Source organism: Streptomyces pactum, assembly GCF_016031615.1.
Lineage (GTDB): Bacteria > Actinomycetota > Actinomycetes > Streptomycetales > Streptomycetaceae > Streptomyces > Streptomyces pactus.
In genome coordinates, this window is sequence record NZ_JACYXC010000001.1 from 1,109,327 (window position 1) to 1,123,085 (window position 13,759).

At 75.7% G+C, this 13,759-nt stretch carries 13 protein-coding genes and 1 tRNA gene; 6 read left to right on the forward strand and 8 right to left on the reverse strand.

Annotated features, from left to right (window positions below; genetic code table 11):
* Positions 1-118 precede the first annotated feature (118 nt).
* Positions 119-1,102 carry an aldo/keto reductase gene (locus IHE55_RS04425; protein WP_197987820.1) on the forward strand — a complete coding sequence of 328 codons (984 nt, stop codon included), beginning with the start codon at positions 119-121 and terminating at the stop codon, positions 1,100-1,102.
* A complete protein-coding gene (locus tag IHE55_RS04430; RefSeq protein ID WP_197987821.1) occupies positions 1,099-3,738 on the forward strand; it encodes a helix-hairpin-helix domain-containing protein in 2,640 nt (879 codons plus the stop codon). Before IHE55_RS04425 ends, IHE55_RS04430 begins: the two co-directional genes overlap by 4 nt.
* A 23-nt stretch (positions 3,739-3,761) precedes the next feature.
* Here the strand turns inward: IHE55_RS04430 and IHE55_RS04435 are convergent, their stop codons facing one another.
* Entirely contained in the window at positions 3,762-4,526 is a 765-nt protein-coding gene (locus IHE55_RS04435) for a hypothetical protein (RefSeq protein WP_197987822.1), read from the reverse strand.
* A 47-nt stretch (positions 4,527-4,573) separates the two neighbouring features.
* Here IHE55_RS04435 and IHE55_RS04440 point away from each other — a divergent pair, with 47 nt between their 5' ends.
* Positions 4,574-4,762, forward strand: a complete 189-nt coding sequence (locus IHE55_RS04440; RefSeq protein WP_006607658.1) for a DUF5703 family protein — start codon at positions 4,574-4,576, stop codon at positions 4,760-4,762.
* 104 nt (positions 4,763-4,866) lie between these two features.
* Here the strand turns inward: IHE55_RS04440 and IHE55_RS04445 are convergent, their stop codons facing one another.
* The 3 genes from IHE55_RS04445 to IHE55_RS04455 all read right to left on the reverse strand — a co-directional run bounded on the left by IHE55_RS04445 (position 4,867) and on the right by IHE55_RS04455 (position 7,572).
* Positions 4,867-5,730 (reverse strand): chaplin, encoded by an 864-nt coding sequence (locus IHE55_RS04445; protein ID WP_197987823.1) that lies wholly within the window; start codon positions 5,728-5,730, stop codon positions 4,867-4,869.
* Positions 5,731-5,869: 139 nt separating this feature from the next.
* Positions 5,870-6,103: a chaplin gene (locus IHE55_RS04450; protein ID WP_197987824.1), complete on the reverse strand. Its 234-nt coding sequence runs from the start codon at positions 6,101-6,103 to the stop codon at positions 5,870-5,872.
* A gap of 131 nt (positions 6,104-6,234) precedes the next feature.
* A complete protein-coding gene (locus IHE55_RS04455; protein ID WP_197987825.1) occupies positions 6,235-7,572 on the reverse strand; it encodes a M20/M25/M40 family metallo-hydrolase in 1,338 nt (445 codons plus the stop codon).
* Positions 7,573-7,804: 232 nt separating this feature from the next.
* Here IHE55_RS04455 and IHE55_RS04460 point away from each other — a divergent pair.
* Positions 7,805-7,892 (forward strand) — tRNA-Leu (locus tag IHE55_RS04460).
* 441 nt (positions 7,893-8,333) lie between these two features.
* On the opposite strand, the gene IHE55_RS04465 is transcribed toward IHE55_RS04460, so the two are convergent.
* The 4 genes from IHE55_RS04465 to IHE55_RS04480 all read right to left on the reverse strand — a co-directional run bounded on the left by IHE55_RS04465 (position 8,334) and on the right by IHE55_RS04480 (position 11,719).
* Positions 8,334-8,600 (reverse strand): metal-sensitive transcriptional regulator, encoded by a 267-nt coding sequence (locus tag IHE55_RS04465; RefSeq protein ID WP_197987826.1) that lies wholly within the window; start codon positions 8,598-8,600, stop codon positions 8,334-8,336.
* Between the two features lie 51 nt (positions 8,601-8,651).
* Positions 8,652-9,584 carry a sulfite exporter TauE/SafE family protein gene (locus IHE55_RS04470; protein ID WP_197987827.1) on the reverse strand — a complete coding sequence of 311 codons (933 nt, stop codon included), beginning with the start codon at positions 9,582-9,584 and terminating at the stop codon, positions 8,652-8,654.
* Positions 9,581-10,123, reverse strand: a complete 543-nt coding sequence (locus IHE55_RS04475; RefSeq protein ID WP_197987828.1) for a rhodanese-like domain-containing protein — start codon at positions 10,121-10,123, stop codon at positions 9,581-9,583. Before IHE55_RS04475 ends, IHE55_RS04470 begins: the two co-directional genes overlap by 4 nt.
* A gap of 201 nt (positions 10,124-10,324) precedes the next feature.
* Entirely contained in the window at positions 10,325-11,719 is a 1,395-nt protein-coding gene (locus tag IHE55_RS04480) for an MBL fold metallo-hydrolase (RefSeq protein WP_197987829.1), read from the reverse strand.
* A gap of 547 nt (positions 11,720-12,266) precedes the next feature.
* Here IHE55_RS04480 and IHE55_RS30700 point away from each other — a divergent pair.
* Together IHE55_RS30700 and IHE55_RS30705 are read left to right on the forward strand one after the other, a co-directional pair.
* On the forward strand, positions 12,267-12,791 hold the full coding sequence (locus IHE55_RS30700; RefSeq protein WP_307826510.1) for an MFS transporter: 525 nt from the start codon (positions 12,267-12,269) through the stop codon (positions 12,789-12,791).
* 102 nt (positions 12,792-12,893) lie between these two features.
* A complete protein-coding gene (locus IHE55_RS30705) occupies positions 12,894-13,541 on the forward strand; it encodes an MFS transporter (protein ID WP_307826511.1) in 648 nt (215 codons plus the stop codon).
* Positions 13,542-13,759 lie beyond the last annotated feature (218 nt).

Sequence of the window (13,759 nt, forward strand, 5' to 3'; positions counted from 1 at the left end):
CTTACCGATGAGTAACGTCCCTTTCGGGGGACTCTAGCGCGCCTCGCACCGGTACGGCAGTGCCACGTTGTCCACAGGGCGGCACGGGTGATCGGCCGCCCCAGTAATCTCGACGTCCATGGAGCTAAGGCACCTCGGCCGCACCGGTCTGCGCGTGTCCCGGATCGGGCTCGGCACGCTCACCTGGGGACGGGACACCGACGAACACGACGCCGCCGAACAGCTCAAGGTGTTCTGGGACGCGGGAGGCACCCTGGTGGACACCGCGGACGTCTACGCCGACGGCGGTGCCGAGTATCTGCTCGGGCAGCTGCTGGAGGACCTGGTGCCGCGCCGGGACCTGGTCATCGCCACCAAGGCGGGCAGCGTGCCCGACCCCGACCGGCGCTTCGACGGCTCCCGGGGCCACCTGCTCGAAGCGCTGGACGCCTCGCTGGAGCGGCTGGGCACGGACTACGTGGATCTGTGGCAGGTCCACGCGTTCGACCCGATGACGCCGCTGGAGGAGACCCTGCAGGCCCTGGACATCGCGGTGAGCAGCGGCCGGGCGCGCTACGTCGGGGTGTCGAACTTCTGCGGCTGGCAGCTCGCCAAGGCCGCGACCTGGCAGCTCGCCGACCCCGGCGGACGGACCCGGCTGGCCAGCACCCAGATGGAGTACTCGCTGCTCCAGCGCGGGATCGAACGGGAGGTGCTGCCCGCCGCGCTCGACCTGGGGGTGGGCCTGCTGCCGTCCTCGCCGCTGGGCCGCGGGGTGCTGACCGGGAAGTACCGGCACGCCACCCCCGCCGACTCGCGGGGCGCCTCCGAGCACCTGGCCCCGTTCGTCGCCCCCTACCTGGACGAGGAGGCGAGCCGGATCGTGGATGCGGTGACCACCGCCGCGGACGGTCTGGCGACCACCGCCCTGCAGGTGGCCCTCGCCTGGGTGCGGGACCGCCCGGGAGTCGCCGCCCCGATCGTCGGGGCGCGCAACGCGCAGCAGCTCAGAGCGGCGCTGTCGGTGGAGGCGCTTAGTCTTCCCCCCGAGATCTGCCGGGCGCTGGACGACGTGTCGGCGCCCGTGCACCGCTACCCCGACCAGGACTGGAGCACCCTGTGAGCACCGACCGCCCCGACGGCGAGGCCGCCACCGCCCCCGAGGAGGAGCCCGCGCACGACAGCGGGTCCGCCGCCGAGGAGCGGCCCGCCCCGGCGGGGGCGGCGTCCGGCGCGGACGCCGCCGGCCCGGACGGCGGCGCGGCGTCCGGGCCGGAGACCGGCGAGCCGGTGGCCGGGGGCGCCGGAGAGCCGGGCGAGCCGGGGCGGGCCGACGAACCCGGCGGCGCGGAGAGCGACACGGAGGACGCCGGCGGGCCCGGCGACGGCGCGGGGCCGGGTGCCGGCGGCCCGGAACCCACGGGTGGCGCCACGGAGCCCGGAACCGCAGGCACGCAAGCCGCGGCCGGTGCCGGGGAGGCCCGGACCGGTGCCGGGGAGGCCCGGACCGGTGCCGGGGAGGCCCGGCCGGGCTCCGGGGAGAGCCGGAGCGGCGGCGCGTCCGCCGAGGGCGCCGGGGCGGCGTCCGGGACCGCTGCCGGGGCGCCCGCGGGTCCGGGGGCACCGCAGGGCGCACCCCGCGGCGGGCGTTCGGCCGCCGCCGAGGCGCTGGCCGCGGCGGTCCGCGCGGTGGAGCGCGGCGAACGCCCGGCGGCCTCCTTCTTCACCGAGCGGTCCGGCCCCGGCCCGGCCGCACCTGCGGCCCGGCCCGCCGCCGCACCGCCCCGGCCGCCCGCGGGCCCGGCGCCGGCCGGTGCCGCGCCGACCGGTCCCGCGCCGGCCCCGGGCGGCGGCACGGTGGCCGCCCCGGCGTCCGGTGCGCGGCGGGCCGGTGGCCGGGCCGCGCTCGCCGACGCCGCCGGGGTGCGGGAGGTGCTCGCCGCGGGCGGCGCCCCGGAGCAGCTGGCCGTGCCGGTCGCCGAGGCGCTCGGGGAGCGGGCCGCCGCCGCGCTGCGGGAGGACCCCTGGCAGCTGCTCGGGGTGCCGCGGGTCCGCCCCGAGCAGGCCGACTCCTTCGCCCGGGCGCTGCTCGGCCCGGAGTGCGGCCCCGGTGACGAGCGGCGGGCGCAGGCCCTGGTGCGCTGGCTGCTGACGCGGGCGGCGCTGGAGGGCCACACCGCGCTGCCGGCGGGCACGGTGCGCCGGGCGCTGGCCGACCGGGCCGTCCCCGACCCCGACGAGGCGCTGCGCGCCGCGGTGGGCGCCGGTGACGTGCTGGTGTTCCAGGACGCCCTGGACCGTCTGCCCGGCGCCCGCCCGGCCGGCCCGGACGCGGACGAGGAGGCCCCCGCGGTGCGGGTGCTGCTCGGCCTGGACCGGTTCGCGCTGGCCGAGGAGAGCCTCGCCGACGGCCTCGCCCGGCTGGTCAACACCGCCGTGGACCCCGGGACCGCGGCGGTCCCGGCGGACGGCGCGGACGAGCGGGGCGGCCCGGAGGGCGCGGCGGGCGCGGATCCGGCCGGGGCGCAGGCCGCCGCCTGGGAGGCCGCGGCCGCCGCGTCGGGCTCCCCGTCCGCCGCCGAGCTGATCCGCGCCGCCGCCGGGCACGGGCTGGTGGCGCACAGCGGTGGCGAGGCGGCCCGTGCGGAGCCGGTCGCCCTGGTGGCCGCGGCACGGGCCATGGGGCTGCGGGCGTACCTGGCCGCGCACAGCGAGGACGGCCGGCGCCGGCTGGCCGCCGCGCTCGCCGCCGCGTCGGCCGGCGGCGGGGACGGCGGGCCGGCCGCCGGAGACCTGCCGGACCCGGCCGCCGTCACCGTCGCGGGGCTGCTGTCCGGCGGGCAGGGGCCGGGCCGGGACGCCGAGGGCGCGCTCGCCGTGGACCTGGTGGCGGTGGTGGACGCGCCGCAGCTGGACGTGGAGACCGCGGCGATGCTGGTGGAGTCGCTGCCGGACGGTGCCCGGCTGGTGCTCAGCGGCGATCCGGGGGTGCTGTGGTCGGCGGGCCCGGGCCGGGTCTTCGCGGATCTGCTCGCCGCCCGCTGCTGCCCCCAGGTGGTCTCCCGGACGCCCGATCCCGGGCCGATCGGGGAGCTGGTGTCGGGCATCGGCGTCGGGGAGCTGACCGAGGTGGCCGCACCCGGCCGGGAGGTGGTGACCGTGCCGGTGCGGGACGCCGGGGAGGCGGTGCACCGGACCGTGCAGCTGGTGGCCGACTCGGTGCCGCGGGTGATCGGGGTACCCGCCGGTGAGGTGCAGGTGATCACCGTCGGGCACGGCGGCGCGGCCGGCACCCGGGTGCTGAACCGGGCGCTGAAGGAGCGGCTGAACCCCGGGCCGGGCCGGTTCGGCGGCTTCGATCCCGGGGACCGGGTGGTCCACGTCCCGGCGCCCGGGCACGTGCTGCCGGGCACCGTGGTGTCGGCGGACGCCGAGGGGCTGCGGCTGGACTGCGCGGGCACCCGGCTGGTGGTGCCGCGCGAGGAGGTCCCGGACGGCGTGCGGCACGGCTGGGCGATCACCGCCCACCAGGCGGCCGGACAGCGCTGGCCGGCGGCCGTGGTGGTGCTGCCCGGTGACGCGGCGGCCGGTCTGACCCGTTCCTGGGTGTACACCGCGTTCGGCCGCGCCGAGCGCCACCTGTCCGTGGTGCACGGTGCCGGGGAGGCGCTGCCGCGTGCGGTGGCGCAGGTGCCGGCGAAGGAGCGGACGACCCGGCTGCGGTCCCTGCTGGAGGCGCAGGGACCGCTCGCCGGCTGACCGGGCCGCCCGGCCCCGGTCGCTCAGCGGTCGGGGCCGAGCACCTCCAGGTCGTCGTCGTCGACGTCCACCACGTCGTCGTCCTCGTCCAGGGCCCCGGCGCCGGGCACGGCCCCGTCGTCCTCCGGCTCCTCGTCGAGGTCGTCCTCGTCCAGCTCCTCGTCGTCCTCGTCGAGCTCGTGGTCGAAGACCTCGCTCACGTCGAAGCGGCACACCACCCGCTGCGGATCGGTCTGATCGAAGGGCGCGGAGAGCCACTCCCCCGGCTCGGCGAGTTCGTCGGCGGCCACCACCCACAGCGTGGAGTCGCCCTCCTCCAGGCCGAACTCCTGGTGCCGGGAGGCGATCTCGTCGGGCTCGTACTCGCCGAAGATCATGCCCAGCGCGGCGTGCACACTGCTCGCCGCCCCCGGGGTGCCACCGGTACCGGTCGCGAGGTCGGGGTCCACGTCCGCGACCCGCTGTGCCTGGGCCAGCAGGCGCTGCGGCTCGGCGACCGCGTAGTCCCGGCGGATCAGCACGCTCAGCGCGGCCGGTTCGTCGGGCCCGGCGTAGGCGGGGATGCCGTCGCCGGGGATCTCGAAGGGGGTGACCTCGTCGTAGGCGTCGTAGAGCAGCTCGTCGTACGCCTCGGCCGCCGCGGCCAGCTCGTTGAACGCGGCGTAGACGGCCGGGTCGTCCTCGCCCGAACGGCGTTCGACAGCGTCGAGGTGTCGGTCCAGCGCGATCTTGACCGCCTCGGCGGCGGCACGTACCTCGGCAGCGGATGGCTGCGCAGCATCAGACATAGTGCAGACGCTATCCGTATCAGAGCAGTTCCCGCACAATAGATGCGATGCCGGAATACGAATTCTGCGATGTGTACGTGCCCCGGGGCGTCTCCCGGAAGGCCGCCACACGCCTGCTGACCGACCATGCCGAGTACGGACACTGGGAGTTGGACCGACTTCGACTCAACCCCGACGGCAGCCGCAAGGTGCGGCTCCGCCGCCGGATCATCCGCCAGCTGCGGGCCACCTGGTGAATCACCGGCCGTGGAATACCACCGTCCGGTGAATGCCACCTGAAAAATCGAGAAACGGGCCTCGCGATCGCGAGGCCCGCTCCGTTTCCCGGCGGGTGGCAGGGTCAGTGACCGCGCACCCGGCTGCGGCGGTACAGGACGGCGCCCGCCAGCAGCAGGCCGGCGCTGGCCGGGGCCAGCAGGTCCAGCGCTCCGGCACCGGTCTGCGCCAGCTGCGGCTCGTCCGCGTGGACCTGCGGGTCGGACACCGGCTGGGTGCGCGCGACGTGGCTGATCTTCTCGGGCGCCGGGGCCTGCTCGTGCGGGGCGGCCGGCTTGGGCTGGTGGCGCTCCGGCTGCTGCGGCTTGGGCTTGGCGTGCTTGGGCGGCTGCACCGGACGCTGCCGGACCGGCTCGCCGGCGTCGTTCTCGCAGTCGTTCCCGAGCGCGGAGTTGCCGACGCCGATGATGTCGATGGTGTTCCCGCAGACGTTCAGCGGGATGTGGACCGGCACCTGCACCTGGTTGCCGGAGAGCACACCCGGCGAGCCGTGGGCGTGGCCGTCGGCCACCGCTCCACCGCCCTGCCCGCCACCGGCCTGTGCACCACCGTGCTGCGCGCCGCCGGCCTGGTTGCCGTGCCCGCCGCCGCGGGTGGCGTCGCCCGGGGTGCTCTTGGCGTGCTTGCCCTTGGCATGCTTGCCGCCCGTGCCGTGCTGGGGGCCGGCCGCGTGCTTGCCACCGGAGCCGTTGACGCACGTGTTGCCGACGGCGGAGTTGAGCAGCCCGAGGACGTCGATGGTGTTCCCGCAGACGTTCACCGGGATGTGCACCGGCACCTGGACGGAGTTGCCGGACGCGACTCCCGGGGAGCCGACGGCCCCGCCGTGGGCGCCGGAGCCCGCCGCACTCGCGTAACCGGCGGTCGCGGCGAGCACGCTGCCCGCCGCGGCGACCGTCATCAGACTGTTTCTCGCAACCTTGCGCATGGGGTCCGTTTCCCTGCCTTGCCTCGAAATCGAAGATCCGCGCGGGCTGAGCGCCCGTGCGTCAACCCAGCGGTCCCGGAGTGCCCGAGAGCACTCCGGGACCGCGTAGGGATCACTCCCTGGGAGCCGTGACGCGACGTCACGTGGTGCTGCAGACGTTGCCGAAGGCGGGGTTCAACAGTCCGATCACGTCGATCGTGTCACCGCAGACGTTCACCGGGACGTACACCGGCACCTGGACCACGTTGCCGGAGACGACGCCGGGCGAGCCCACCGCGGCGGCCTTCGCTCCCGGGTCGGCAACGGCCGTGCCCGCACCGGCCAGCACCAGGCCACCGGTGACGGTCGCGGCAGCGACGACCTTCCTGATCATTGATCCTCCTCGCTGGCAATGCGGTCCGATCGCTCGGGCCGCACCCCCTGTAACGAGGAGGGGCCAAGCAGGCTACGAAACCAAACCTCCTTTCACCCGTTCCGGCGAAACACCGGAAACGGGTGACGAGTTCAGCAGTTGTCGAGGAAGCGGTCGAGCACCCGCACGCCGAAGGTGAGCCCGTCCACCGGCACCCGCTCGTCCACGCCGTGGAACATCCCGGCGAAGTCCAGCTCCGGGGGAAGCTTGAGCGGCGCGAAGCCGAAGCAGCGGATGCCCAGGTCGTCGAAGGACTTGGCGTCGGTGCCGCCGGAGAGGCAGTACGGCACCGCCCGCGCGATCGGGTCCTCCGCCTTCAGCGCCGTCTGCATCGCCTCCACCAGGGAGCCGTCGAAGCTGGTCTCCAGCGCCTTGTCGGCGTGCACGTCCTCCCGGCGCACCCGCGGGCCGAGGATCCGGTCCAGGTCGGCGAGGAACTCCTCCTCGTAGCCGGGGAGGAACCGTCCGTCCACGTGCGCCGTGGCCTGGCCGGGGATGACGTTCACCTTGTAGCCGGCGCCGAGCATGGTGGGCTGCGCGGTGTTCTGCAGCGTCGCGCCGATGATCTTGGCGATGCCGCCCAGCTTGGCGAGCGTCTCCTCCATGTTCTCCGGGTCCAGCGGGGTGCCCAGGGCGTCGGACAGCTCGTCCAGGAAGGACCGTACGGTCTTCGTCACCCGGACCGGGAACTTGTGCCGGCCCAGCCGCGCCACCGCCTCGCTCAGCTCGGTGATCGCGTTGTCGTTGTTGGTCATCGACCCGTGGCCGGCGGTGCCGTCCACGGTCAGCCGCATCCAGTGCATGCCCTTCTGTGCGGTCTCCACCAGGTACAGCCGCAGCTTCTCGTTGACCGTGAAGGAGAAGCCGCCCACCTCGCCGATCGCCTCGGTCACGCCCTCGAACAGGTCGGGGTGGCGGTCCACCAGGTGCCGCGCGCCGTAGACGCCGCCGGCCTCCTCGTCGGCGAGGAAGGCGAGCACGATGTCGCGCGGCGGCTTCCGGCCGCTGCGCAGGCGGTCCCGGACGACCGCGAGGGTCATCGCGTCCATGTCCTTCATGTCGACCGCGCCGCGGCCCCACACGCAGCCGTCGGCGATCTCCCCGGAGAAGGGGTGGTGCGTCCAGTCGTCCGCGTTGGCCGGCACCACGTCGGTGTGGCCGTGGATCAGCAGCGCCGGCCGGGACGGGTCCTCCCCCTCGATCCGGGCCACCGTGGAGGCCCGGCCCTTGTGGGACTCGAAGATCTGCGGCTCCAGGCCGACCTCGGCCAGCTTCTCGGCGATGTACTCCGCCGCCGCCCGCTCACCGGGGCCCGAGTGGTCTCCGTAGTTGCTGGTGTCGATACGGATCAGGTCACGGCACAGCTCGACGACCTCGTCCTCACCGGTGACGGCGCCACTGCCCGTCGCGGCCGACATCGACTCGCTCACACTGCCTCCTCGTCGTTCGCTGCCGTGGGCGCCCCCGGGTCGCGGGGCCGCCGCACGGCGGGGTCCGTCCGCCATACTCCTCCGCTCTCCCGTCCGGCCCAAGGCGGTAATACTGCCGTCACACCCCCGACATCCGGCCACCCCGCGGCGCGGGCCGGGTGATCGGGCACCCCCGGATGTTTGCTATGGTTTTCCACGTCGGAACGGCCACGGGCGGTCCGGCAGACACCTGGTCCGGGTGGCGGAATGGCAGACGCGCTAGCTTGAGGTGCTAGTGCCCTTTATCGGGCGTGGGGGTTCAAGTCCCCCCTCGGACACCATGAGACCCCTGCTGAGCAGGGGTTTTCTGCTTTTCCGGGACGTGGCGCGCCGGCCGGGGGCCGGGCCCGCCGGGCGGCGGCGCGGCGTTCCTCGGAAGCGGCCGGCCGGAGGTTGGGCCCTGCCGGCGCGGCCGGTGGGCGGCACCACACGGGCGGAGGCGCCCTGCGGGTTTCCGGACAGCGGCCCGGGAGGGCCCCGCACGGGCGGCCGGCGCGGCGCTCCCCGGAAGCGGCCGGCCCGGGCGGAACGCACCGCGTGGCCGACTCGCGGCCGGGCGGGCGGCGGCGCGACCCGTGGCCGGCGACCTCCGGACGGCGGGGCGCCCGCCGCGACGCGGACCTCCGGACGGCGGGGCGCCCGCCGCGACGCGCGGCGGCCCGGCGCGCCGTTGGACCGGCCGGCAGGGCCGGCGGGGGCGGGACGCGCCGGGCGGAGGCGGTTCAGGCGAGGGTCAGGAAGAGCTTCTCCAGCTCCTCCTCGGACATCGGCGGGGCGTCGGCCGGGCTCTCGGCGAGGCACTGGCGCATGCCGCTCGCCAGGATCTTGAAGCCGGCCCGGTCCAGGGCGCGGGAGACCGCGGCGAGCTGGGTGACGACGTCCTTGCAGTCCCGGCCCGCCTCGATCATGGCGATCACCGCGGCCAGCTGGCCCTGGGCCCGTCGCAGCCGGTTCAGCACCGGCCGTACCGCTTCGTCGTCCACCTGCATGGGAACCCTCCTTCGTCCCCCCGGCGACAACAATACCCCAAGGGGTATAAATCAGGACTTCGCCGCGCGCTCCCGGTGCCGCTCCCCCGGCACCGGCGGACCCCCGGAGGCTGCCGCGGGGCCCGTGGACGCCGGCGCGGACCTCCGGTGCGCGGCCCGCCGCCGGGCGGCGATCACGGCCGCCGGCACGGCGGCGAGCACCGCCCAGGTGGCCGGGTGGGCCCACACCGCGGTGTCGAGCTGCTGCGCCAGGACGAAGACGCCCAAGACGACGACGAACCAGCCGAACGCGGTGCGGAGCGCGTCCTGGGGGATACGGCCCGCGAGCCGGCCGCCGACCAGGCTGCCGGCCACCGCGGCGGCCGTGACGGTGAGCGCGAGGCGCCAGTCGATCTCCACCCCGGCCAGGTGTCCGGCGAGGCCGGCGAAGGATTTCATCGCGATGACCAGCAGCGAGGTGCCGACCGCGATGCCCATCGGCAGCCCGCCCAGGATCGCCAGGGCCGGGACGACGAGGAAGCCCCCGCCGGAGCCGACGAGCCCGGTGACCGCGCCGACCACGAGCCCCTCCACCGCGATGTGCTTCAGGGGCAGTTCGGCGGGCGCGGACCGCGCCCGCTCCCGGCCGCCCCGCGGTCCGCGCAGCATCGCGACCGCCGTGGCGAGCATCATCAGGGCGAACGCGACCAGCAGCAGCGTGCCGGGCAGGTACTCCGCGAGCCGGCCGCCGCCGTAGGCGCCGGCCATGCTGAACGCGCCGAACAGCAGGCCGGTCCGCCAGCGCACCCGGCGGGCCCGGGCGTGCGGGACCAGGGCGGCCAGACCGGTGACGCCGACCACCAGGAGCGAGGTGGCGATGGCCTCCTTGGTGTCCTGCCCGGCCAGGTAGACCAGGATCGGCACGGTCAGGATCGAGCCGCCGCCCCCGAGCACGCCCAGACTGACGCCGACGAGCAGGGAGGCGGCGATCAGCAGGGCGGTCACCGGGTGCTCCGCAGCTCCGCGATCACCGTGCGGATGTCCGGGCGGGGACCGCGGTTGTAGGGCAGCTTCGACAGCAGCACGCCCATGGCACAGGTGTTGCTGAGCGCCGCGTACGTCAGGCCGGCGCCGACCGCCGTACCGATCAGGTGGACGCCCGGCACGAGGACGCCGACCAGGCCGCTGGCCAGCACCACGGAGCCGGCGACGAGCCGCACCTGGCGCTCCATGTCCCAGCGCTCGGGGCCGCGGTTCACCGGCGCTCCGGCCTCCTCCCAGGCGACCATGCCCCCGTCCAGGACGCGGAGCCCGGGCAGCCCGGCCCCGGCCAGGGCCTGCCCGGCCTGGGCGGCGCGCGCCCCGGAGCGGCAGATCAGGACCACGTCCTCGTCGAGGTGGTCGCGCAGCTCCGCCCGGTGCTCGGAGAGGGTGGCCAGGGGGACGTTGTACGAGCCCGGTATGTGCGCGGTGCGGAACTCGGCGGGGGTGCGCACGTCGAGCAGGCGCGGCGCGCGCCCTTCCCGGAGGAGGCGGTGCAGCACCGCGGGGGTGAGGGAGCGGGAGGGGGGCGGGGGTGGTGCTCATGGGGTTTCCGTTCTCTTTCGGTCACATACCCCGGGGGGTATATGCGGGTCGCGGTTGGGCCCGGCGGTGGGCGCGGGGCCCGGGAGGGGTGGCCGTGGGCGAGGGCCCCGGGCGTGCGGGGCAAAGGCCCCGGGACGGGCCGGGCGGTCGTGCGCCGGTCAGCCGGCGGCGGCGTCCGCCCCGTGCGCCAGGGCCCAGGCGGCGTAGCCGCCCAGGATGTCGGAGACGTCGGCGACGCCGCGGCTGCGCAGCAGGCTCGCCCCGATGGAGGAGCGGTGACCGCCGGCGCAGTACAGGACGAGGGGCCGGTCGGCGGGCAGTTCGTCCGCGCGGGCGGGCAGCTCGCTCAGCGGGATGTGGCGGGCCCCGTCGATGAATCCGTTCGCCTCGCGCTCGCCGCAGGTCCGCAGGTCCACCACCACGGGCGGGTTGTCCCCCGCGAGGGCGGCCCGGAGCTGTGCGGCGGTCAGCCGGCTCGCCCGGGTGACCTCGCCGGGGAGCTGCTCCAGGGCGTCCTCGGGGTTGCGCAGGTAGCCCGCGACACGGTCGAAGCCGATCCGGGCGAGGCGGGTGACGATCTCCTCCTCCCGGTTCTGCGGCGCCATGACCAGGAGTTCGGACGCCGGATCGAGGACGGTCCCGGCCTGCTCGGCGAAGCGCCCGTCGGCGGGGACGTTCACCGCGCCGCGCAGGTGGCCGGCGGCGAACTCCTGCGGGTCGCGGGCGTCCACCACCACCGCTCCGGCGGCCCGCAGCTCGGCGAACCGGGTGAGCGTCAGCGGCCGGGGTGCCTCCGTCGCGTCGTAGCGGGGCCGGTCCTTGCGGTTCAGCTCGGCGTCGTAGGCGAAGTAGCCGGGGGCGGCGGACTGACCGGCGGTGACCAGCGCGACGAACTGCTCGCGGCTCATCGGGGCGCAGGCGTAGTTGGTGGCGCGCTGTTCGCCGATGGTGGACCGCTTCTCGGTGGAGAGGTTCTTGCCGCAGGCGGAGCCGGCGCCGTGGGCGGGGAAGACCCGCACCTCGTCGGGGAGGCCCATCAGCTTGCGCTGGACGCTGTCGTGGAGCATCGCGCCCAGTTCCTCGGCGGTGACACCGGCGGAGGCGAGCAGGTCCGGGCGGCCGACGTCGCCGATGAAGAGGGCGTCGCCGGTGAGCACACCGTACGGCACCGCGTCGTCGGCCCGTTCGTACACCAGGACGCTGATCGACTCCGGGGTGTGCCCGGGCGTCTCCATGATCTCCAGGGTGACGTCCCCCAGGGCGATCCGCTCCCCCTCGGCGAGCTTGCGGATCGGGTACTCGGTCCGGGCGCGCCGGCCGTAGCCGATCCAGGCCCCGGTCCGGTCCGCCATCTCCAGGTGTCCGGCGACGAAGTCGGCGTGGAAGTGGGTGTTGATGACGCCGGTCACCGTCAGGCCGTGGGTGCGGGCGTCGGCCAGGTACTCGGACACGTCCCGGCGCGGATCGACGACCACCGCCTGCTCCGTGGTCTCGTCGCCGATCATGTACGAGGCCTGGGAGAGGCAGTCGAGGTAGTACTGGGTGAAGAACACGGCAATCCCTTCCTGACGAGCGCGCACCGGGGGGTGGGCGCGGGTGTGCGGGGCGGACCTCGCACCGGGGGCGGGCCGGCCGGGGGTGCGGGAGACCGCCGTGCGCCGGCCGGAGCCGGATGCGGGGCCCGCCGGCCCAGGGCCACCTCGGCGGGCCGGGCGCTCCGGCATCCGAACGGACGGGGGCCCGCCGGACCGACGGAGGCCGGTGGCGGAGCGCCGGGGCCTCCGCGGGGGCGTTCCGGTCCGTCCCGCAACTCGGGTGGCCCTGCCCCGTTCGATACCCCCCGAGGTATCCACGTTCTCGACCGTAGAGCGCCGACCCCGCCGGAGTCAAATACCCCCCCAGGTATCCTGACTCGCACCGGGACGCGTATCCCCGATATACGGGTGGGGGTATGGTGAAGTGCGCAGACGCACCCGGGCGGGCCGCCAGGCCGGTTCGCGGGGCACCGCGCCCGGGCCGACGAGCGAGCCCCCGCGCGGCGCCTTGGCACCCCCGGCACCCCGCCTCCGCTTCCGCCTCTCACGGGGAGGACGTCCATCCGTGCGCACCACACCCGCGACCACCGCGCCGGTCTCCGGCACCCGCCGCCCGGTGCGCCTGGGGCTGCGGGAGAACCGGCTCCAGTTCTCCCTGCTCGTCGTCGTCAACGTGGCCGTGGGCGGCCTGGTGGGCCTGGAGCGCACCACCGTGCCGCTCATCGGCACCGAGATCTTCGGCCTCACCAGCGACCTGGCGGTCTTCTCGTTCATCGCGGCGTTCGACATCAGCAAGGCGCTGACCAACGTGGCGGCCGGCGCCCTGACCGCCCGGTTCCGCCGCGAACGGCTGCTCCTCGCCGGCTGGCTCCTCGGCGTGCCCGTCCCTTTCGACCTGGTCTGGGCGCCCTCCTGGGGGTGGATCGTGGCGGCCAACGTCCTGCTCGGCGTCAACCAGGGGCTGACCTGGTCGATGACGGTCAACATGAAGATCGACCTCGTGGGGCCCGCCCGGCGGGGGCTCGCCACCGGGCTCAACGAGGCCGCCGGTTACACCGCCGTCGGCGGCACCGCGCTGCTCACCGGTTAGGCCGGCACCCACGGGCTGCGCCCGGTCCCGGAGCTCATCGGCGCGGTCTTCATCGTCGCCGGCCTCGCTCTGACCCTCGCGGTACGCGACACCGCCGCGCACGTGGCGCTGGAACTCGCCCGGCACCCCGCGCCGGGGCCGGACGGCGGGACCATCGGTCCGGCGGCGGCGTTCGTCCGCACGTCCTGGCGCGACCGCTCCCTGCGCGGCGCCGCCCAGGCCGGCCTGGTCAACAACCTCAACGACGGCCTGACCTGGGGCGTCTTCCCACTGCTGTTCACCGAGCACGGCCTCGGGCTCGCCACGGTCGGGGTCGTCAAGGGGCTGTACCCCATCCTCTGGGGGATCGGCCAGATACCCGCCGGACACCTCGCCGACCGCATCGGCCGCAGGCCCCTCGTCGTCACCGGCATGCTCGTCCAGTCCGCCGGCCTCGTCCTCGCGGCGGCCCTGCTGGACACGCCCCTGCTCGTCGGCGTCCTGTCCGCCGTCGCCCTGGGAGCCGGGACCGCCCTGGTCCACCCCGCCCTCATCGCCTCCGTCCCCGACCACGCCCACCCCGCCTGGCGCGCCAACGCCCTGGGCACGTACCGGTTCTGGCGCGTCATCGGCTACGCCGCCGGCGCCCTGGCCGCCGGACTCCTCGCCGACACCCTGGGCCTGCGCGTCACGATCGTCGCCGCCGCGGTCCTCACCGCCGGTTCGGGCCTCCTCGCCGCCCGCTGGATCACCGACCCCGCGAGGGCCTGAGGCGGCCGGGCGGGCGCGGGCGGACGCCTGCCCGCGAGGGGGGCCGAGACGGCGGGGACGAACGGGGGCGGATGCCTGCCGGCCCGCGGGCCGGGGGACGCACCCGCGCGCAGGCGCGGGACACGGCAGCGGCCGGCGGCCGGGCGCTCGCGGCGGGGGGTGACGACGCGACGGGGTCCTCCCGCGGGGCCGGGGGGCCGGGGAGGGGGCCGTCACCC

What these genes read in the sequence shown, in the direction of transcription:
- IHE55_RS04425 (WP_197987820.1), top strand. Translation starts at nt 119, where the DNA reads ATGGAGCTAAGGCACCTCGGCCGCACCGGTCTGCGCGTGTCCCGGATC.
- IHE55_RS04435 (WP_197987822.1), bottom strand. Translation starts at nt 4,526, where the DNA reads ATGTCTGATGCTGCGCAGCCATCCGCTGCCGAGGTACGTGCCGCCGCC.
- IHE55_RS04440 (WP_006607658.1), top strand. Translation starts at nt 4,574, where the DNA reads ATGCCGGAATACGAATTCTGCGATGTGTACGTGCCCCGGGGCGTCTCC.
- IHE55_RS04445 (WP_197987823.1), bottom strand. Translation starts at nt 5,730, where the DNA reads ATGCGCAAGGTTGCGAGAAACAGTCTGATGACGGTCGCCGCGGCGGGC.
- IHE55_RS04450 (WP_197987824.1), bottom strand. Translation starts at nt 6,103, where the DNA reads ATGATCAGGAAGGTCGTCGCTGCCGCGACCGTCACCGGTGGCCTGGTG.
- IHE55_RS04465 (WP_197987826.1), bottom strand. Translation starts at nt 8,600, where the DNA reads ATGCAGGTGGACGACGAAGCGGTACGGCCGGTGCTGAACCGGCTGCGA.